General features: G+C 65.4%; 17 protein-coding genes. 15 read left to right on the top strand and 2 right to left on the bottom strand.

Annotated elements, in window-relative coordinates:
- The first annotated feature begins 103 nt into the window (after positions 1-103).
- From acpP to AC1RNP_RS18760, 12 genes are all read left to right on the top strand, one after another.
- The gene (acpP, locus tag AC1RNP_RS18815) at positions 104-343 is read left to right on the top strand and encodes an acyl carrier protein (RefSeq protein ID WP_226470517.1); all 240 of its coding nucleotides are present in this window, start codon (positions 104-106) and stop codon (positions 341-343) included.
- A 198-nt stretch (positions 344-541) separates the two neighbouring features.
- Positions 542-1777 (top strand): beta-ketoacyl-ACP synthase II, encoded by a 1236-nt coding sequence (gene fabF, locus AC1RNP_RS18810; protein ID WP_493052828.1) that lies wholly within the window; start codon positions 542-544, stop codon positions 1775-1777.
- A gap of 155 nt (positions 1778-1932) precedes the next feature.
- Positions 1933-3321: an aminodeoxychorismate synthase component I gene (locus AC1RNP_RS18805; protein ID WP_493052827.1), complete on the top strand. Its 1389-nt coding sequence runs from the start codon at positions 1933-1935 to the stop codon at positions 3319-3321.
- Positions 3322-3340: 19 nt separating this feature from the next.
- Positions 3341-4390, top strand: coding sequence for an endolytic transglycosylase MltG (mltG, locus tag AC1RNP_RS18800; RefSeq protein ID WP_493052826.1), 1050 nt, complete (start codon positions 3341-3343; stop codon positions 4388-4390).
- Positions 4387-5031 carry a dTMP kinase gene (gene tmk, locus AC1RNP_RS18795; protein WP_493052825.1) on the top strand — a complete coding sequence of 215 codons (645 nt, stop codon included), beginning with the start codon at positions 4387-4389 and terminating at the stop codon, positions 5029-5031. The genes mltG and tmk overlap by 4 nt, the downstream gene beginning before the upstream one ends.
- Positions 5010-5978: a DNA polymerase III subunit delta' gene (locus AC1RNP_RS18790; RefSeq protein WP_493052824.1), complete on the top strand. Its 969-nt coding sequence runs from the start codon at positions 5010-5012 to the stop codon at positions 5976-5978. Before tmk ends, AC1RNP_RS18790 begins: the two co-directional genes overlap by 22 nt.
- A complete protein-coding gene (locus tag AC1RNP_RS18785) occupies positions 5975-6331 on the top strand; it encodes a PilZ domain-containing protein (RefSeq protein ID WP_493052823.1) in 357 nt (118 codons plus the stop codon). The genes AC1RNP_RS18790 and AC1RNP_RS18785 overlap by 4 nt, the downstream gene beginning before the upstream one ends.
- A gap of 195 nt (positions 6332-6526) precedes the next feature.
- Complete coding sequence (locus AC1RNP_RS18780; protein WP_493052822.1) at positions 6527-7564, top strand: glucokinase; 1038 nt, start codon at positions 6527-6529, stop codon at positions 7562-7564.
- 144 nt (positions 7565-7708) lie between these two features.
- Positions 7709-9193, top strand: a complete 1485-nt coding sequence (locus AC1RNP_RS18775; RefSeq protein WP_493052821.1) for an alpha-L-fucosidase — start codon at positions 7709-7711, stop codon at positions 9191-9193.
- 121 nt (positions 9194-9314) lie between these two features.
- Positions 9315-10328: a glycosylasparaginase gene (locus tag AC1RNP_RS18770; protein WP_493052820.1), complete on the top strand. Its 1014-nt coding sequence runs from the start codon at positions 9315-9317 to the stop codon at positions 10326-10328.
- Entirely contained in the window at positions 10325-11065 is a 741-nt protein-coding gene (locus AC1RNP_RS18765; protein ID WP_493052819.1) for a copper homeostasis protein CutC, read from the top strand. Before AC1RNP_RS18770 ends, AC1RNP_RS18765 begins: the two co-directional genes overlap by 4 nt.
- 386 nt (positions 11066-11451) lie before the next feature.
- The gene (locus AC1RNP_RS18760) at positions 11452-14346 is read left to right on the top strand and encodes a TonB-dependent receptor plug domain-containing protein (RefSeq protein ID WP_493052818.1); all 2895 of its coding nucleotides are present in this window, start codon (positions 11452-11454) and stop codon (positions 14344-14346) included.
- Positions 14347-14433: 87 nt separating this feature from the next.
- Here AC1RNP_RS18760 and AC1RNP_RS18755 read toward each other — a convergent pair whose 3' ends face one another.
- Positions 14434-16548: a CocE/NonD family hydrolase gene (locus tag AC1RNP_RS18755; RefSeq protein ID WP_493052817.1), complete on the bottom strand. Its 2115-nt coding sequence runs from the start codon at positions 16546-16548 to the stop codon at positions 14434-14436.
- Here AC1RNP_RS18755 and AC1RNP_RS18750 point away from each other — a divergent pair.
- On the top strand, positions 16538-16765 hold the full coding sequence (locus AC1RNP_RS18750) for a hypothetical protein (RefSeq protein WP_493052816.1): 228 nt from the start codon (positions 16538-16540) through the stop codon (positions 16763-16765). The two genes, AC1RNP_RS18755 and AC1RNP_RS18750, sit on opposite strands and share 11 nt — an antisense overlap.
- Positions 16766-17081: 316 nt before the next feature.
- Here AC1RNP_RS18750 and AC1RNP_RS18745 read toward each other — a convergent pair whose 3' ends face one another.
- Positions 17082-19133, bottom strand: coding sequence for a 3-hydroxyacyl-CoA dehydrogenase NAD-binding domain-containing protein (locus AC1RNP_RS18745; RefSeq protein ID WP_493052815.1), 2052 nt, complete (start codon positions 19131-19133; stop codon positions 17082-17084).
- A gap of 324 nt (positions 19134-19457) precedes the next feature.
- Between AC1RNP_RS18745 and rpoE the strand changes: the two genes are divergently transcribed.
- On the top strand, positions 19458-20099 hold the full coding sequence (gene rpoE / locus AC1RNP_RS18740; protein WP_493052814.1) for an RNA polymerase sigma factor RpoE: 642 nt from the start codon (positions 19458-19460) through the stop codon (positions 20097-20099).
- 51 nt (positions 20100-20150) lie between these two features.
- Positions 20151-21089, top strand: a complete 939-nt coding sequence (locus tag AC1RNP_RS18735; protein WP_493052813.1) for a sigma-E factor negative regulatory protein — start codon at positions 20151-20153, stop codon at positions 21087-21089.
- The last annotated feature ends 19 nt before the right edge of the window (positions 21090-21108 follow it).

Genomic DNA, 21108 nt, shown 5'->3' with positions numbered 1-21108 from the left:
GGCCGGGCGTTCACCCAGGCAGCGCGGCATGCCGCGCTAGCTCGCCTGGGCTCACCCCCATTACACTATTCCCTGAAACAGCCCCCTCCGGAGCCAACAGCCAATGAGCAGCATCGAAGAACGCGTCAAGAAAATCGTCGTCGAACAATTGGGCGTCAAGGAAGAAGAAGTGAGCAGCAGCGCTTCTTTCGTCGATGATCTCGGCGCCGACTCGCTGGATACCGTCGAGCTGGTGATGGCGCTCGAGGAAGAGTTCGAATGCGAAATCCCTGATGAGGAAGCCGAAAAGATCACTTCGGTGCAGCAGGCGATCGACTACATCAAGGCGCACGTCAAGGCGTAATGCCGAGCGTTCAGCCATTACGCTGCGCTGACGGCGCGGTTCGATGGCGGAACCTCTCACGAAAAGCATGCGTATTCAGCGATTCGTGAAGCGATCGTTCTGAAACAACCCCGGGGCCGCGCATGCGGCCTCGGGCATTTTGAACGCCCATTCGCGACAGCGCGTGTGGGCGGGCGCAACAGGTCCTAGGAGTCCGCAATGTCCAAACGTCGCGTCGTCATCACCGGTCTCGGCATCGTCTCGCCGCTCGGCATCGACCTCGCATCGAGCTGGGACGGCATCATCAACGGCCGCTCCGGCATCGGCCCGATCACGCATTTCGATGCTTCCGCCTTCCCCGTGCGCATCGCCGGCGAGGTGAAGGGGTTCGATCCGGCCGCCTATTTCGCGCCGAAGGACATCAAGAAGATGGATCCCTTCGTGCACTACGGCGTCGCCGCCGCGCTGATGGCGATCAAGGACGCGGGTCTGGAAATCTCCGCCGATCCGGAGCGCATCGGCGTGGCCATCGGCGCCGGCATCGGTGGCCTCAACGGCATCGAGGAAACCACGATCAAGTATCACGAGGGCGGCCCGCGCAAGATTTCGCCGTTCTATGTGCCCAGCACGATTATCAACATGATCGCGGGCCAGGTGTCGATCATGACCGGTGCCAAGGGCCCGAACATCGCCGCCGTCACCGCCTGCACCACCGCCACGCACAACATCGGCCTGGCGATGCGCATGATCCAGTACGGCGAGGCCGACGTGATGATCGCCGGCGGCGCCGAGTTCGCGACCACACCGACCTCGCTCGGCGGTTTCTGCGCGATGAAGGCGCTGTCCACGCGCAACGATGATCCGACCAAGGCCTCGCGCCCCTGGGACGAGGGCCGAGACGGCTTCGTCATGGGCGACGGCGCCGGCATCCTGGTGATCGAGGAATACGAGCGCGCCAAGGCGCGCGGTGCGCGCATCTATGCCGAGCTGATCGGTTTCGGCATGAGCGGCGACGCGTATCACATGACCGCGCCTAGCGAGAACGGCGAGGGCGGCGCGCGCTGCATGCGCAACGCGATCAAGGACGCCGGTCTCAATCCGTCGGACATCGGTTACATCAACGCGCACGGCACTTCCACGCCGGCGGGCGATCTCGCCGAGACGATGGGCATCAAGAGCGTGCTCGGCGATGACGCAGGCAAGGTGATGGTCAGCTCCACCAAGTCGATGACCGGCCATCTGCTGGGCGCGGCCGGCGGTGTCGAAGCGGTGTTCTCGACGCTGGCGCTGCATACCGGCGTGATTCCGCCGACCATCAATCTGGAGAATCCGTCGGAAGGCTGCGATCTCGACTACGTGCCGAACACGGCGCGCGAGGTGCAGGTCGACATCGCCATGTCGAACTCGTTCGGCTTCGGCGGCACCAACGGCACGCTGATATTCAAGCGCATCTGATTTTTCCTTCTCCCCTTGGGAGAAGGTGGCGCGAAGCGCCGGATGAGGGAGGGAGAATGACTGGCCGGGGAGCGTTCCTGGGCGCCTGGATTCTCCCGCCCTCATCCGCCCTTGCGGGGCGCCTTCTCCCGGAGGGGGAAGGGTAGAGCGAACGCATGCTCGTCACTCGCACACTCTCCGCGGATGTGGATTTGCTGGCGCTGCATCGCGTCGATCCGCGGCGCTATCCGTTGTTGTTGCAATCCGTGGCCGACGGCCCCGCGCATGCACGCTGGGACATGCTGCTGGCCGCGAGCGGCGAATCGTTGCGCACGACGAACGGCGCCGTGCGCGACGGCGACGGCCGCGACCTCGGCAACGACTTCCTCGCCGCGCTCGATCTCGTCTGGCACGAACGACGCCTGCCGCGCGAGGAGCCGCGCTGGCCGTTCCGCGGCGGATGGGCGCTGTTCCTCGCTTACGAACTCGCGGCGCAGGTGGAGCCCGTGCTGAAGCTGCCGCAGGCGCCCGGATCATTGCCGACCGCGCTGGCATTGCGCTGCCCCGCCGCCGTGATGCGCGACCGCGCCACGGGCGAATGCATCGCCGTGGCGGAGACGCAGGCGGCGGGGATGCTCGATGCCATCGACGTCGATCTCGCGCGCTCGCGGTCGTTGCGGCCACTGCCGATGTGGCAGGAGCCGCAGGAGATTTCCGAGGACGACCCCGATGCCTTCGTGCATGGCGTGGAACGCATCCTCGATTACCTCGCCGCGGGCGACATCTTCCAGGCCAACCTGTCGCGCGGCTGGCGTGCGCGCTTCGCCGATGCGCTCGATCCCGCGTGCCTGTACGCACGCCTGCGCGAGGCCAACCCGGCGCCGTTCGCGGGCCTGTTCGCCGGTGACGACTGGGCCGTGGTCAGCGCCTCGCCGGAGCGGCTGGTGTCGGTGCGCGGCGATCTGGCCGAAACACGCCCGATCGCCGGCACGCGGCCACGGGCTCCTGAAGGACATGCGCCGGGCGACGACGACGCGGCGCGCATCCGCGAACTGGTCGGTCATCCCAAGGAACGCGCCGAGCACGTCATGCTGGTCGATCTGGAGCGCAACGATCTCGGCCGCGTCTGTGTCGGCGGCAGCGTCGAGGTGGACGAACTGATGAGCGTGGAAAGCTATGCCCACGTCCATCACATCGTCAGCAACGTGCGCGGACGCCTGCGCGCGGACGCGACCCCCGGCGATGTGATCCGCGCCGTGTTTCCCGGCGGCACCATCACCGGCTGTCCCAAGGTGCGCTGCATGCAGATCATCGCCGAGCTGGAAGGCGTCGGTCGCGGCGCCTACACCGGTGCGATGGGCTGGCTCAACCGTGATGGCGATCTGGATCTGAACATCCTCATCCGCAGCGCGGAAGTGGAGGGCGCGGATCTGCGCTTCCGCACGGGCGCGGGCATCGTTGCCGATTCCGACCCGCAGCGCGAACTCGACGAAACCCGCGCCAAGGCGCGCGGCATGCTGAAAGCACTGGAAGACGCTGGCGCAGGGTATCCTCAGCGGCCATGACTGACGGAACTGTTCTGCCATGAGTCGGCTCAAGTCCGGGATCGGCATTTTCTTCGTGCTGTCGGCGCTGTTGGCCGGCGCGTTCGCGTATTGGGCCTACGACCGCTACACGAAATTCGTGCAGACGCCACTCACCGGCATCGATGCCGGCGAGAGTCTGGTGGTCGAACGCGGCGATACGCTGCCGCGCGTGCTCTCGCGCCTGCGCGCGCTGGGCGTGCGCGAGGGGCACAACCTGGAATGGCAATTGCTGGCGCGACAACTCGGCGCGGCAGGCCGGATCCAGATCGGCGAATACGCGCTCGAAGCCGGCACCACCATGCCGCGTTCGCTGCTCGAGCGCATGCGCGACGGCAGGGTCATCAGCTATCGCTTCACCCTGGTGGAAGGCTGGAACATCCGCGAACTGCGCGCCGCGCTGGCGAAGGCGACGCCGCTGAAGCAGACCATCACGCAGCTCGACGATGCCGCGCTCATGCGCGCGATCGGCAAGCCAGGGCTGCATCCGGAAGGCCGCTTCCTGCCGGAAACCTACGTCTACACGCGTCAGGACAGCGATCTCGACATCCTCAAGCGGGCAAACACGGACCTGGAAAAGGCGCTGGACGCCGCCTGGCAGGCGCGCGCGTCCGACGTGCCGCTGAAGAACAAGGAGGAGGTGCTGATCCTCGCTTCCATCGTCGAGAAGGAAACCGGCATCGCCAGCGAGCGGCCGCAGATCGCCGGCGTGTTCACGCGACGGTTGAAGCTCGGCATGCGCCTGCAGACCGATCCCACCGTGATCTACGGCATGGGCAGCGCCTACGCCGGCAACATCCGCAAGACTGACCTGCTCGCCGACACGCCCTACAACACCTACACCCGTGACGGCCTGCCGCCGACGCCGATCGCGATGCCGGGCAAGGACGCGCTGTTCGCCGCGACCAAGCCGGCAGCGGGCGATGCGTTGTTCTTCGTCGCCGTCGGTGACGGCAGCGGCAGGCATGTGTTCACCCGGACGCTGGATGAGCATGCGGCCGCGGTGCGCGCCTACATCAGCCGCTATCGCGCGCAATACGGGCCGAAATGAACCTGCTCGAATCGCATCCACACTTCGTTTCGCTCGAGGGCGGCGAGGGTGCCGGCAAGACCACGGTGCTCAACGCGCTGCGTGCGGCGTTGCGCGACCGTGGCTTCGAGGTGGTGAGCACGCGCGAGCCCGGCGGCCCGCCGCTGGCGGAGCAGATCCGCAATCTGCTATTGGATCCTTCGCACGAACCGCCGGCGCCGGAAACCGAATTGCTGTTGATGTTCGCCGCGCGCGCGCAGCATGTGCGCGAGACGATCCGGCCGGCACTGGAACGCGGCGCGTGGGTGATCAGCGATCGCTTCACCGATTCCAGCTACGCGTATCAAGGCGGCGGACGCGGTCTCGATCCGGAGTTCATCGCCGATCTCGAGCGCCGTGTCGTCGGCTTGCGGCCGGGGCTCACGCTGCTGCTCGACATCGATGTCGAGCAGGGACGCGAACGCACGCGCGGACGTGACCTGCACCCCGATCGCATCGAAAGCGAACGTGACGAATTCTTTCAGCGCGTGCGCGCCGCCTATCGCGCGCGTGCGGCCGCCGATCCGCAACGTTTCCGCGTGATCGATGCCTCGCAACCGGCGCAGGCCGTCGCCGGCGAAGCCGTCGCACAGCTGCGCGGATGGCTGGAGCGACGGCCGTGACGACACCTGCTTTCGCGCCCTGGCAACAGCGCGCCTACGAACAGGCCGAGGCCGCGCTCGACAGCGGACGCATGGGCCATGCGCTGCTGATCTGCGGGCCGGCGCAGCTGGGCAAGCGCGCGCTGGCCGATCGACTGGCGCATCACGCGCTCGGTGCCGATCACGACGCGCGCGCGGCGCAGCTGCTCGCAGCCGGTACGCATCCGGATTTCCATGCCATCGGCCTGGAGTTCAACAAGGAAGGCACGCGGCTGCGCACCGAGATCGTGATCGAGCAGATCCGCGATCTCTCCGCCAAACTCGCGCTGACGCCACAATACGGCGGCGCGCAGATCGCCATTGTCGATCCCGCCGACGCCGTCAACCACGCCGCCTGCAACGCGTTGCTGAAAACGCTGGAAGAGCCGCATCCGGGACGCTACCTCTGGCTGATCAGCGCCGATCCCGCGCGCCTGCCGGCGACGATCCGCAGCCGCTGCCAGCGTCTCGAACTGCGTCTGCCGCCGCGCGAGGAAGCGCTGGCCTGGCTGCACGCGCAAGGGCATGCCGACAAGGCGGCCACGGAAGCGCTGGACGCCGCGCGCGGCCATCCCGGCCTTGCCGACGCCTGGTTGCGCGATGGTGGCATGGCGCTGCGGCGCGAGGTGGCCGGCGATCTCGTCAAGCTGGCGAAGGGCGATCTCGCCGTCGTCGAAACCGCGCAACGCTGGACCGCCGACGAGGATGCCGCGCTGCGCCTGCGCCACGCCGCCGACCTGGCGCTGGCCGAGGCGGGCGGCTTGACCGATCCGGTGCGAATGCGGAAGCTGGCCGCCTGGTTCGACGCGGCCAACCGCACCCGCGATCTTTTGCGGACGACGGTGCGTGCCGATCTTGCAGTCGTGGAACTGTTGCTTGCGTGGCGCGGCAGCGGCTCCGCCACGGACATGCCGAGGGGAAGGCGATGAACGCAGCAGCGGGCGCGCGGCAGGGCATCCTGTCGCTGGTCGTGAAGGACAAGGCGGCGCTGTACGGCGCCTACATGCCGTATCTCAAGCACGGCGGCATCTTCGTGCCGACGACCAAGCGCTATTTCCTCGGCGACGAGGTGTTCCTGCTGATCACGCTGCCCGAATCGGGCGAGCGCCTGCCCGTGGCGGGCAAGGTGGTGTGGGTGACGCCGGCCGGCGCGCAAGGCAACCGCACCGCGGGTGTCGGTGTGCAATTCGCCGAGACCGCCGAAGGCGAGACCGTGCGGGCGAGGATCGAAACCCTGCTGGCCGGCATGCTGAGCGCGGACAAGCGCACGCACACGATGTGATCGCTGCGGTCGCGCGACCGCAGTGGTTGCAAATGCAACCGTGAACCCATCGTCCGCGAATCAAACACTTACATGTTCGATTCCGCGTGTTCCATCGCGCTGGCGGCGTGATCCGATGCCCGTGTCACGGAACCTTTGAACAAGTCGGGACGTTCCTGATTAGACTTGCGGCGCAGCAAGCTGACCTGGAGCAACATGGCTCATAGCGCCACCGTCCTGTCCGCCACCCGTTCGCCGGACGCGAGACCTTTCGTCGCCGCCGATGTCGGCGGCACCCATGCCCGTATCGCGCTGATGCGGGCCGAGACGCCCACCGGGATGCCCGGCAAGGTGGCGATGCTGGATTTCCGCCAGTACGCCTGTGCCGATTTTCCCGATCTGTCGGACATCGTCGCGCAGTTCCTGCGCGACTCCGGCGCGCGCGAAGCCGATCGCGCGGTCATCGCCATTGCCGGCGTCCTGCACGGCGACGAGTTGGTCAACACCAACCTGCCGTGGCCGGTCGCGCTGTCGCGGATGCGCCACACGCTGTCGCTGCGCGATCTGCAGCTGGTCAACGATTTCGAGGCGATGGCCTACGCGACGCCGTACATCGATCCCGCCGAATCCGTGCGCCTGACCGGCCCCGCGACACCGCCGGCGCGCGGCGCGACGCTGGTGATCGGCCCCGGCACAGGATTGGGGGCGGCCCTGTGGACGCCGTCGCGCGGCACGGGCGTGCCGCCGCAAGTGCTCGCGACCGAGGCGGGCCACGCGGCGCTGGCGCCGGGCAACGAACGCGAGCTGGCGATCGTGGGCCACTTCCTGACGCGCTGGCCGCATGTCGACAACGAGCGTGCGCTGTCCGGGCCGGGGCTGCTCAATCTCTACCGCTGCCTGTGCGAGCTGGATGCCGCGGTGCCCGTGCTGGCCAGTCCGGCCGAGGTCGCGCAGGCGGCGCAGAACGGTACCGATATCCAGGCCGAGGAGGCGCTGCAGATTTTCTGCGCCATGCTCGGCAGCCTGATCGGCGATCTGGTGCTGACCTTCGGCGCGCAGGCGGTCTATCTGGCGGGTGGTATGCCGGCGCACATCAAGCCGTTCCTGCTCAGCAGCCGCTTCGTCGAGCGCTATCTCAACAAGGGTGTGCTGCGCAGCGTGCTGGAACAGGTGCCGGTGTCGGTGATCGATCATGGCCGCTACGGACTGCTCGGCGCGGCCGCCTGGTATCTCGATCGCGGGGAAAACGGATGATGATCACGATTGCGTCGTGCGCCGCGATCCGTTGCGCCGTTTTTTCATGTGAGTGGATTTAGATCGATTAAATTCTGGCGATTCTCGTGATCGCGGGATCGTTTTGTTCGAGCTGGGTTTCCGTTCAAGCTGGAGGGCGAGGAGATGGAGCGTCGTCGATTTCTGCAGGTGAGTGGCGCCGCGGCGGCACTCGGGTTCGCACGACCGGGGCTTTGCGCGCCGGAGGCATCAACGGCACCGGCGCGTCCGCGACCGAGTGCCGCGCAACTGGTGTGGCAGCGCGAAGAGCTGGCGATGTTCGTGCATCTCACCGTCAACACCTTCACCGGCAAGGAGTGGGGGATGGGCGACGAGGATCCGCGCATCTTCGCGCCGGATCGACTCGACGCACGGCAATGGGCGCGCGCGGCGAAAGCCGGTGGGTTCGGCAGCATGATCCTGACGGCCAAGCATCACGACGGCTTCTGCCTGTGGCCGACCGCGACCACGACGCATTCGGTCAAGAGCAGTCCGTGGCGGAATGGCAAGGGCGATGTGGTGCGCGAATTCGTCGACGCCTGTCGCGCGGAAGGGCTCGGTGTCGGTTTCTATCTGTCGCCGTGGGATCGTCACGAACCGCGCTATGGCAGCGGCGAGGCGTACAACGCGTACTACATCGCGCAGCTGACCGAATTGCTGACGCAATACGGCCCGGTCGTCGAAGTCTGGTTCGATGGTGCCAACGGCGAAGGCCCCAACGGCAAGCGGCAGAGCTACGATTGGCCGCGCATCCACGCCACGGTCAGGCGCCTGCAACCCGACGCGGTGATCTTCTCCGACGCGGGACCGGACGTGCGCTGGATCGGCAACGAGAAGGGCATCGCGGACACCACCTGCTGGTCGACGGTGAATCCAGCGCGTGTGCCGCATGCGGGCTTCGATCGGCCCTGGGTGGCGCAGGCGCTCGGGCAGGGTGATCCCGATGGCACGGTGTGGCGGCCGGGCGAATGCGACGTCTCGATCCGGCCCGGCTGGTTCTGGCATCCGGAAGAGGATGCGAAGGTGCGCAGCGCCGACAACCTGCTCGGCCTGTATTTCGATTCGGTCGGGCGCAACGGCAAACTGCTGCTCAACGTGCCGCCCACGCGCGAGGGGCTGTTCCACGAGAACGATGTGCGGGCGTTGAAGGCGTTCGCGGACAAGCGTCGCGCGCTGTTCGGTGGCGGTAGCTTCCTCTCGGGTGCGCGCGTGCGCGCCAGCGCGCAGGCGGGTGGGCATGCGCCCGCGAGCGTGCTCGACGGCGACATGGATACGTACTGGGAGGCGGACGGCAAGCATTCCGGATGGATCGAGTTCGAATCTTCGCGCGACATCGAATTCGACGTGATCGAGCTGCAGGAAGCGATCGCGCACGGCCAGAACATCGCGAATTACCGGATCGAACGCTGGACCGACGGCGCCTGGGCGCCGCTGGCCTGGGGCACGACCATCGGCCACAAGAAGCTCGAACGCATCGAGCCGGTGCGCGCGCGCAAGCTGCGCCTGAGCATCGATTATGGTTATGGCCCGGTGCGGATCGCCAAGGTGGCGGTTTATCGGAGCGCGGCGCGACCGGCGCCGGAAGCGGCACACGACACGAAGAACCCCTGACAGAATGACGGGATCGGTCGGTACTCTTCACATTCGTCATTGCGGCTTGCGCCGGAATGACGATCCCGAGTCAGATGCATTTTTGCATTTCGTGAAATAAGCCTTTTTCGGACAATCCGCCATGACGACCCGACGCCGTTTCCTCCAATCCTCGCTGCTGACAGCCGGCGCGCTGGCGTTGCCAGGCGCAGGCGCGGCACCTGCCAGGTCCGGCGCAAAGGTGGTGTCCACCTGGGATTTCGGCGTCGGCGCCAACGGTGCCGCGTGGAAGGTGCTCTCGACCGGCGGCTCCGCGCTCGACGCCATCGAGGCGGGCGCGCGCTGGGCCGAATCCGATCTGTGCAATTCCACGGTTGGTCATTGCGGCTATCCGGATCGCGACGGCGTGCTGACGCTCGATGCCAGCATCATGGACGGCGACGGCCGTTGCGGCGCCGTGGCCGCGCTCGAGGACATCGCGCATCCGGTCTCGGTGGCGCGCGCCGTGATGGAGAAGACGCCGCACGTGATGCTGGTCGGGCAGGGCGCGCAGCAGTTCGCCATCGCGCAAGGCTTCGAGAAGACGCCGCTGCTCACCGACGACGCGCGCAAGGCCTGGCGCGAATGGCTGAAGACTTCCGAATACAAGCCCGTGATCAACGCCGAACGCGCGGGTCGCCCGGACAGCAAGCCTGGAAACAAACACGATCACGACACACTCGGCATCCTCGCCATCGACAACAGCGGCAAGCTGGCCGGCGCATGCACCACCAGCGGCATGGCGTGGAAACTGCATGGCCGCGTCGGTGACAGTCCGATCGTCGGCGCGGGCCTGTACGTCGATAACGAAGTCGGCGCCGCGACGGCGTCCGGTGTGGGCGAGGAAATGATCCGCAACGCCGCCAGTTTTCTTGTCGTCGAACTGATGCGCCAGGGCCGTTCGCCGATGGAGGCCTGTCGCGAAGCGATCGAGCGCGTGGTGCGCAAGCGGCCGGAGGCGAGCAAGAGCCTGCAGGTCTGTTTCCTCGCCTTGAACAAGCATGGGGAGGTCGGTGCCTTCGCATTGCATCGGGGCTTCGTCTACGCGGTCTGCGATGCGGCGAAGCAGGATTCCCTGCTCGATGCGAAGTCCGTCTACACGACGGCGCAAACATGAGCGAGACGCCGATGCCATTGCTTGAGATCGCGGCGAATTCACTGGCTTCCGCAATCGCCGCGCAGGAAGGCGGCGCCGATCGCATCGAACTGTGCGAGAACCTGGGCGAGGGTGGCACCACGCCTTCGCACGGCACCGTAGCGATGGCGCGCGAGCGCCTGCGTATTCCTGTCTACGTGCTGATCCGGCCGCGCGCCGGCGATTTCCTGTACGGCGCATTGGAAGTCGAAACCATGCGTCGCGACATCGAGCATTGCGCACGCCTGGGATGCGACGGCGTCGTGCTCGGCGCCCTCGACGCGGATGGTGCCGTCGCGACATCGGTCTGCCGCGAATTGATCGATGCGGCCGGGGCGATGCGAATCACCTTCCATCGCGCATTCGATGCCGCGCGCGATCCGGTCGAGGCGCTCGAAGCGATCATCGCCCTGGGGTGCGAACGCGTGCTGACCTCAGGCGCGCACGCGAACGCGCGCGGAGGCGCCACTGCGATCGCCGCGCATGTGGCGCAGGCGGGATCGCGCCTGCGCATCATGGCCGGGGCAGGGATCACGCCGGACAACATCGCCGAGATCGCGCGCCTGACCGGCGTGCGCGAATTGCATGCATCCGCCAAGGGCGTGCAAGCGTCCGCGATGAGATTCCGCAATCCGTCATTGTCGGGTCTGGATGTCGACTGGATGCAGACGCAGGCGGCGCATGTGCGCGCACTGAAGCAGGCGCTGCAGTCCGGCTGAAGAAGCGTTGGTGCGTGCGCATCGCCGTGTGCGACAGGCCATCGAAATCAACGACCCCCCATCATGGGTTGCGCACTTTTGCGCATTCAGTGGTGGAAGCGCGGGATCTGCTGAACGTATTCATGATTACGTTCATATATAAAATGTTGATTCAAAAATGATTTTTCGGCCCGACTTTCCGTCCGGCAGCGTCTTGTTGCAATGCAGAATGCAAAGAAACCTTCACACAGGCCTAATTTAGATCGATTCAGGGGGTGGGTCGCAGACGGGGAGTCGATCGGGGTTTCGGAACACGGGGGCGTGGAAATTCCGGAATTAGATCGAGACAAATTCTCGGACATGCGGCGCCAAGCGTCGTTCCATCACTCATTTCCGAGATCTCGTCCATGGCACAGTCCATCCGCTTTCGTCGCCACATCCTGGCCAGCGCACTGCTGGCACTGATTTCATCGGCCCCCGCGGCCGCGCAGGAAACCGAACCGTCCACGGAAGGGAAGACCAAGGCCACCGAACTCGACACGGTGAGCGTCACCGGCTCGCGCATCAAACGCAGCGAGGTCGAAGGCCCCGCGCCGGTGACGATCATCACCGGCGAGCAGATCAAGGCGGAAGGCTTCACCACCGTCTACGAGGCGCTGACCACACTGACCGAAGCCACCGGCAGCGTGCAGAACGACTACGACTGGGGGCAAAGCTCGGTCAACGCCAGCCCGCTCAACCTGCGCGATCTGGGACCGGGCCGCAGCCTGCTGCTGATCAACGGCCGCCGCGTTGCTGACTACCCGATGCCGTATCAGGGCAAGAGCAACTTCGCCAATTACAACAACATCCCGACCGGCATCGTCGAGCGCATCGAAGTGCTCTCCGGCGGTGCCTCGGCAATCTACGGTTCCGACGCCGTCGCCGGTGTGGTCAACGTCATCCTGAAGAAGGACATCGACGACGACACGTTCCGCGCGCGCTGGGGCACCAGCACCGAAGGCGGACGCATCGTCAAGGACATCTCCTGGTCCGGCGGCAAGCACGGCGACAAGTGGAGCCTCGCCTACACCTTCCAGTACTTCGATCGCGGCGAACTGCTCGCCAAGGATCGTCCGTTCATGGATTCGGAACTGGATCGTCCGTACCGCGCCAGCGGACCCGAGGATCGCTTCTTCGGCACCGTCTACCAGCATCCGAGCAATGGCATCCGCCTGAGACGAGCCGACGGCAGTTTCTACTACGCACCGCCGGAAGGTGCCTGTGCTTCCAACGAAGGTGAGTTCTATACCCAGGCACGCCACAGGTACGACCGCAACACCGGCACGGTGACGGAGCAGGGCGCGTATTGCGCCCAGTCGGCTGTCTTCCGTTACTGGGGCTTGAAGAACGGCAGCAAGGACTTGTCGGGCTATCTGTACGGCAACTACGACTTCGATAACGGTCTGCAGGCCTGGGCGACAGTCGGCGTGTGGAAGTCGACAGGTGAAAGCAACACCTTCATGACGGCCTGGGGCAGCGAGAATTTCTACGATCCGAGGATCGAGGGAGGCACGGTTGCGCTCAATCTGGCGAAATTCTTCACGCCTGGCCAGATCGGTGGCGCCGATAACGCGCTCACGCGTTCCAACGAACTGTCCTGGGATCTCTCGACCGGCCTGCGCGGCACGATGTTCCATGACCGCTTCGACTGGGAGTTCAGCCTGGGGCGCGGCGAATACACGGTGGAAGAGAAATTTCCGTCGATCCACGAAGCCAGGGCGGCGGAATACTTCCTGGGGCCATCGCTGGGCGTCGGTCCCGATGGCAGCACCACCATCCGCATGCCCAACTACGACCGGCTCTGGTATCCGATCTCGCAGCACGACTACGAGAGGATCGCGGTGGTTGGCCGCAAGCGTGCGGAATCCTGGATCACCCAGGGCAGCTTCACGGTGAGCGGCAATCTGTTCGAAGGCTGGGCGGGACCGATCGGTTTCGCTGGCACCCTGGAAGCGGCGAAGCAGGGCTACGAGCTGCATCCCGATCGGAACACCTTGGGCACCAGCCCTGTCTACTACACGCCGTTCGGCAACGTCGAGCAGGGCGGCGGCGAACGCAAGCGTTACGCGGCGGGCGTGGAGTTCAAGATCCCGCTGTTGAAGACGCTGACACTGTCCACCGCGGCGCGCTACGACCGCTACGACGCGGTCGCCGACGATGCCGCGACGACTTGGAATGCCGGACTCGAATGGCGTCCCTTCAGCAATCTGTTGCTGCGCGGCAGCTACGCCACCAGTTTCCGCGCGCCGGACATGCATTTCGTGTACGCCGACCCGAGCGTCAGCATCGCCGATCAGACCGATTACCTCACCTGCATCCGCAACGGCCGCTTGAATGGCGTCTGTAACCGGGATGATTGGTTGGTCGACAACCCGGAGATTTCGCGCGAGGGTTCGGAAGAGTTGAAGTACGAGGAAGGCGATTCGTTCACCTACGGTTTCGTCTGGGACATCATCGAGGGATTGTCGTTCAGCGCCGACTACTGGCGCATCAATCTCGAGAACCAGATCGACGATGTGGATGCCGATCAGGTGTTGAAGGACGAGGCCTACTGCCTGACGGGACAGACGCCGGATGGTTCGCCGCGTGTGGCGCCGCCCAGCGAACGGTTGTGCCAGATACAGATCGCCCGCGTCACGCGCAATGCCGCCAGCGAGGTGACCGGAGTAGTGGTGGGGCCGATCAATCGTGCCGAACAGAGCGTCAGCGGTGTCGATATGTCCTCGCGCTACCGTCTGGCGACCGACCATTGGGGCACCTTTAATTTCTCGCTGAACTACACCCATCAGCGCAGCTACCGGTCGCGCCAGTACTCGGGCGATCCGTTTTTGGAGACGCGAGATATTGATCGTAAGCCACGCTACAAGGGACGCGCCAGCGTCGCCTGGGACAGCGGAAAGCGCTGGAACGCGACGATCTTCACCGACTGGATCAGCGGAACGAGAAGCGATCGTTACGGCGGATGCACGCCGTTCGCGGATGGTTTCCGTCCGGAAGCCGTCAACGGTTGCACCGATACCGATCCGAACAGCCCGACCTACAACCAGAAGACGGAACTGGTGGATTACTACAACCAGGACAGGATCTACTGGAACGCCAGCGCGGGCTACAAGATCAACGACAACGCGACGATCAATCTTTACGTGAGCAACATCTTCAACAAGCACTACCAGGACAAGTGGTGCGGCGGTTTCGCGTATTGCGTCGCCGATCCGGTTGGGCGTGAAGTGGCTGCCGAGTTCGTCTACAAGCTGGATTGATGTTCGCCGCATGACAGGCGAGCCCGAATATTCGGGCTCGCCTGTGACAATCAGATCATTGAGGCACGAAGATTTCGGGTCGCAATTTCATTGCGTCGGGCACGCGTGCGAGCACGGCGTGTCAAAAGCCGATGCCGGGAAGATCGGCACATTGATGAAGGACGGGGCGTTGCGGTTGTGCTGGATGCCGTAGACGCCGCCGATCAGCGTGCCGAATTGGGTCAGTGTCGGGAACAGGTGCGGCGTGTCGGCGGTGGTGATGGTGACGCGCAGATGCGAGCCGGCGGGAATCCTGGCGAAGGTCGGCGTCACCTCGATGTCGTAGCGGGTGACCGCTCCCCAGAACAGCGGATAGGTGAGTCCCAGCGGCGGCGCCGGCACGCTCTGCTGCTTCGCCTGGGTGAAGTAGGCGTAAGGCTGGAGCGGTTCGCCGTTGTTCGCGTACCAGGTCCTGCTGGTGTCGAGCGCGCGATGCGATCCCAGCAGCGCGCCGTTGCTGATCGGGAATGAATCGCCGTTCGGTGCAACTTGTTCGATCGTCGCCACCAGTTGAATGTCGCTGGGCAACGTGCCCGGCAGGCGCGACAGCGAGGCGTAGATCGCGGCATCGATCGGACCCGCGATCACCATGTCCTGGCTGAAGGCCGGTGTGGTGTAGGTCAGACCGCCGAGGCTCATGGTCGAGTCGTTGCTGGATCCGGTGTTGAGGCACGGGATGTCGAAGCCGAACAATCCGCTGAGCAGCGCTGGCGTACCGGCCCACCATTGATTCGTCTGCACATTGCACGGAGAAGAGAACAGCTTGTGCTTGAGCTGGTTGAAGCCACTGCTGACCGTGGGTGATGACGCGGTCAGCAGGCCATCGTTCCAGGCGAAGCTGGCGGTGTCGGGCGAGCGCTGGCCGCTGAAGTAGAACTTGCTGGCCTGGGTGCCTTGCAGCGGCCAGGTCTTGCCGCCGCGCCAGATGCCTGCGGTCTGGTTGAGTTCGTCGCCGGGGCCGGACATCTGGTACAGGTGCAGCGGGTTGCTCTCATGCCGCAGCGGCGTGTCCATGTCGTACAGCCAGGTGTCGAACCATTCCAGCATGAGCGGACGGATCACCTGGATGTCGGAGGTGGTATGCGTCCAGTCGCCCATGATCAGCTGGTAGCGTGGCGTGACGGTCTGCCCAGGCAGCATCGGCACTTCCGCTGGCCGTCCCGCGGACAGATTCTGCAGGCCGACGTAGTTGTGCAGGGCGCCTCTGGGAAACAGATCGCGCCAGCTGCCCACAGCGAAGATCGGGATATCGGTCGCGACGATCTTGTCCAGCTGACCAGCGACGCTGCGCGAATACCAGTAATCCTGATCGTAGGCGCGCGGTCCGTTGAAGTTCGCCTCTAGCACCGTCGGAATGACGAACTGATTCCACTGCTGGACGTGCTGCAGTTCGGTCGGAATCAGATTGAAGATGCCTTCGGCGAGCGCCTCGGTGTCGTTGTTGAGCACGGCCTGCAGCACCGGGCCCAGGGCCGGATTCACCAGTCCCAACAGCGGAATGGTGTTGAGGCCGATCGTGTAGTCGAACGCGACGTTGGGAATGCCGCCCTGCGTGAACAGCTCGCGATAGAGATTGTTGTCGGCGAAGATCGGGAACGCCGCCTTCACAGGCGAACCCTTGGGCAGTTTCGCCATGGTGTTGTAGGCCACCATGCCCATGTACGAAAGGCCGAACAGACCGACCTTGCCGCTGGAGTTGGGCAACGCGGCGGCCCAGTGGACCATCGCGACACCGTCGGTGGCTTCCTTCGGCTGGAACAGCTCCCACACACCCTCGGACTGGCCGGTGCCGCGGATGTCGCTGACCACCACGATGTAACCGTGCTTGACCAGGAACGGGACGTCGGTGGCGGAGATGCCGGCGACCTGCGGGCCGATCAGCGGATCGAGGATCGCGCCAAGCAGGGCGAGGTGGCCGGTGTTGTCGGGATCCAGATTGCCGGAGATCTGCACCAGCTGCTTGCCGTAGACGGTTTGCTGCAACAGCACCGGGAATGCGCCGGTGGCGCGCTGGCCGGTGACAGGATTGGTCGGGTAGTAAACGTCGGCGCGCAGGCGCACGCCATCGTCCATCGCGATGACGCGATCGGTGTCCTTGCCCAGGCCATACAGCGCGGGGCGATCGTACACGGCATCGCCGACGGGGACACTGTTGGCGATCACGCCGCCACTCGTTGTGGCGATCGCAGTCGATGTTGTCGTGTCTGTTGATGTGCTGCTGTTCGCTGTCGATTCGGTTTGCAGCAGCGAGGGCATCGAAGCCGCGGCAAGTGCGGACACCAGGGCCAATGCAGTCAATGACCAGAAAACCGGGCGCCGGTGCTGCGGCGAATTCTTGCGTGACGCCGTGTCCGTGCCCGGCGCGTCTTTCGTGCGTTGAATTTTCACTAGCGAGGCCCCTCCCAGGGTTGTCTGTTCCCTCGCGAAAACTCCTGTCGACGGTCCTAGTCTTGGACCTTGCACGAACGGCTCATCCTGAGCGAATGCGGACGCGGAATCTGGCGAGAGTGTCTATCGGCTGACGCATGCGATGCGTCCGGCGGCAGTCTCGCCGCGACATGGGAGGCGCGTGATCTCAAAAAGTGACAACCGGCTTAGCGCTTCGGGCCAGCCGATATTGCCATGCAGCATGGCGGCATGGTGCTGCCGATGCGGCGAACGCGCGAGGCTTCGCCGCATGCGGAGCGCGCGCGTGCTTATCGCAGCGCGGGCGAATCCCAGCCGGGACGCGGCGCGAAACGATCGCCGTATTTCGCCTGCAATGCCTTCAGCCGTTCCAGCATCGCATCGGCGCCGGTCTCGCGGATGTACTGCATCGGACCACCGCGGAACGGCGCGAAGCCGCTGCCGAAGATCATGCCTGCATCGATCAGATCGGTATCGGCGACCACGCCGTCGTGCAGCACGGCCACGCCTTCGTTGAGCAGCGGCAGGATCAGTCGGTCTTCGAGATCCTCCGGCACCTTGTAGTCCTTCGGCACTTCGGGCTTCTTCGGCTTGCCGTTCTCCCAGACATAGACGCCCTGGCCGTCCTTCTTGCCGCGCTTGCCGGGCTCCGGTGCCGTGGCCAGCGCGGGCGGTGCCTGCAGGCCGAGGAACGGCGCCAGTTCCTGCAACACGTTGTAGGCGATGTCGTGGCCGACCACGTCGAGCAGTTCCACCGGTCCGAGCGGCATGCCGAACTTCACCGCGACCTTGTCGATCACCGCGCCGGGAATGCCTTCGGCATACGCAGTTGCCGCTTCGAGCAGATAGGGGAACAGCAGGCGATTGAGCAGGAAGCCCGGCGTGCCCGCCACCGGCAGCGGCAGTTTGCCGATCGCGTTGCAGAAGGCGGCCAGGCGCTGCTGCGTCTCCGGCGCCATCGTGTCGTGATGGATGATTTCCACCAGTGGCATCAGCGGCACGGGATTGACGAAATGCAGGCCGGCGAATTGTGCCGGACGACGGATGTGCTCGCGCAATTCGGTCAGCGGGATCGCGGAGGTGTTCGTGGTGAGCAGCGCGTCGGGTTTCAGGCGTGGCTCGACGGCGTCGTAGAGTTCGCGCTTGGCTTCCGATCGTTCGATGATCGCCTCGATGACGAGATCGGCGTTCGGAATGCCATCGCCGTTGAGATCGGATTTCAGGCGCGCGGCGACTTCCGGACGCTTGGCTTCGTCCTTCACTTTCTTCGCGAACAGTTCCTGCGCGCGCGCCATCGCCTTGTCGATGTACTCCTGCTCGCGATCCTGCAGCGTGACCTCGAAGCCCTTGTACGCCGACCAGGACGCGATGTCGCCGCCCATCACGCCGGCACCGACCACATGCACGTGCTTGATGCCCGATTCTTTGCCGCCGAGCGCCTTCATGCGCTCCTGCAGGAAGTAGATGCGCACCAGATTGCGCGCGGTGGGCGTGCTCGCCAGCTTCACCACCGTCTTGCGTTCGGCCGCGAGCAGCGATTGCATGCCGCCGCTGCTGCGGCGCCACGTTTCGATCATCGCGAACGGGGCAGGGTAGTGGTCCTTGCGCGCCTTGCGCGCGACCTGCTTGGTCAGCGTGGGCGCGAGCGCCTGACGCACGGGCCAGGTGTTGGTGATCCAGGCGAGGAAGCGCTGCTTGAACGGACGCTGTGCGCCCTTGTGGACGAGTTCGACGGCCGCGTCGAACAGTTGCGCCGGATCGACGACCTTGTCGACCAACCCGACCGCCTTCGCCGCGCTGGCGGACAGCGTGCGTCCGGTCAACATCAGATCGAACGCGGCCGGCGCGCCAATCAGGCGCGGCAGCCGCACGCTGCCGCCCCAGCCGGGAATGATGCCGAGCTTCACTTCCGGCAGGCCGATGCGCGTGCTGGCATCGTTGCTGGCGACGCGATAGCGGCAGGCGAGAGTGACCTCGGTGCCGCCGCCCATGGCGAAACCGTGGATCGCGGCCACCGTGGGGCAGCGCAGGTCGGCCAGGCGCTGGAACGCGACCTGGCCGCGGCGGATGGAATCGCCGATCACGCCCTTGGCGTCGAGTTCCTGGAATTCATGGATGTCGGCGCCGGCGATGAAGCCCTTGGCCTTGCCGGAGCGCAGGATGAGTCCCTTGGGCGGATCGATCGACAGACGCTCCAGCAGGGCGTCCAGTTCGAGGATCACCGCCTGCGAGAAGGTGTTGACCGACTCACCGGCGCGGTCGAGGGTCAGCACGACGATGCCGTCGTCGCGCTGCTCGGCTTGCCAATGGCTGAAGCGCAGTCCGTCGAGCCCTGCAATCATGGGTGCCATCCGTTAAGTTACGAGGGGAGAACTGTAAACGTTATCGCAAAGGCGCCCGAACGACGCTCAGGCGGCCCCAGGGATGACGATGACAGGCTCCTTATGATCCCGTCGAGGTTCTGACGGCGTCAAATGAGCGTTTGAAAGCCGGCTGAAAGCGTTTTCCTCCCCGATCGGACGTGATTCGGGCGGACATGGCTTGCGGCAGTGGTGCCGCGGCCCCAGATGAGACGAAGCTGCGACGAACTGCAATTGGAACTTTCCCCTGTGTCGAAGGTCATATCGCCCAGCCAACAGGCAGGGCTCTCGAGGAGCACCGGCCCGATGGCCGAAGTCGTGGAACCACAACAAGGTCGGCAGGAGCCCAACCAGGAACTTGACCAGGAATTGGTCAAGCGCGTGCAGCGCGGCGACAGCGCGGCTTTCGATCTGCTGGTGCGCAAGTATCAGCATCGAGTGGCGGCGCTGATCGGGCGTTACATCTCCGATTGGAGCGAATGCCAGGACGTGGCCCAGGAAGCCTTCATCCGCGCGTATCGCGCGATTGGCAATTTCCGCGGCGACGCCCAGTTCTATACCTGGCTGCACCGTATCGCCGTGAATACCGCAAAGAACCATCTCGTCGCCCACAACCGCCGTCCTCCCACCGAGGACATCGATATCGGAGATGCGGAGCAGTTCGATTCCGGCATACGCCTGCGCGACACCGACACGCCGGAGCGCGAACTCGCGCGCCAGCAGATGGAACAAACCGTGATGCGCGCGGTCGAAGCATTACCGGAAGAGCTCCGGCTGGCCATCACCCTGCGCGAAGTGGACGGATTGAGCTACGAAGAAATTGCACAACGCATGGATTGCCCGATCGGCACGGTGCGCTCGCGCATCTTCCGGGCGCGCGAGGCGATCGATGTGGAACTCAAGCCATTGATGGACAGCGAAGGCACCCGGCAGCGGGCGGTTCGCTGACCGTACCGGACATCTCCAGTTGTAAGACGTCAGGCAAGACACCCGAGCGATATGAACCAAGCGCAACCCGACAAGCACGATCAACACTTCAAAGGGCAACTCTCGGCGATGCTCGATGGCGAGCTGGCTCCCGACGAGGCCAGATTCATGCTGCGTCGCCTCGAGCACGACAGCGAGCTGGCCACGTGCTGGGAGCGTTGGCAGGTCTGCGGCGACATCCTGCGCGGGCGTCACGACGCCTTGCTTCCGGCGGGGTTTTCGCAGCGCGTGCTCCTGGCCATCACCGAGACCGACGCCGGGCCGCAGCTGGCGGTCGCGCAGGATGGAAGCGCCGCGCGGCGTCCACGTTGGGGACGCTGGGGCGGTGGCGCGGCACTGGCCGCGTCGGTGGCGGTAGCGGCCTTGTTCGTGGCGCGCCAGCCGGGTTCCGATTCCCTGCAGCCTTCCATGCCCGAGCCTTCGATGCAGATGGCCGCGACGTCGGCCCAGCAGCCGGCACCGGCGCGCACCCAGACGCCATCGGCGCCCGCGCCGAGCGCCCCCGATACCGCGACGCTGGCCGCGGCCACGGTCGCCCTGGCCGACGTGCCGCGCCGGGCCATCGAACGCCGTTCGCGCCCGCAGCGTGAAAGCGCCCGCAGCGCGACCGAGCGCCTGGTCGCCACCGCGGCGCCCACGTCTGCTTCCGTCGTGCTGGATCAGTCCTCGATTCCCGTGAGCACGTCCCCCGTGAGCACGACCGTCGCGCTGGCGGGAGCGGCGACACAGGAGGCCGCATCGACGCCGCAGGCCAGCGATCCCTTCGTCACGCAATCGGCGCAGTCGCGGCCGTGGCCGCGCACGATCCTGGGCGATTACACGGGCAATGGCGCGCTCAACGCCAGCTACGGCACCAGTGGCGGCAACCCCTTCCTGCAACCGCATCTGGATCCGTCGCAGGCGGGAGCGCAGCCGCAGGCGGCCGCCGACCGGACGACCGGGCCGCGCTGACATCGCGCGTGCCCGGGCC

The sequence above is a fragment of the Luteimonas sp. GW821-FHT14E02 genome (assembly GCF_058803905.1).
The sequence above is the reverse complement of the archived record's forward strand: the minus strand, read 5'-3'. Positions and strand labels throughout refer to the sequence as shown.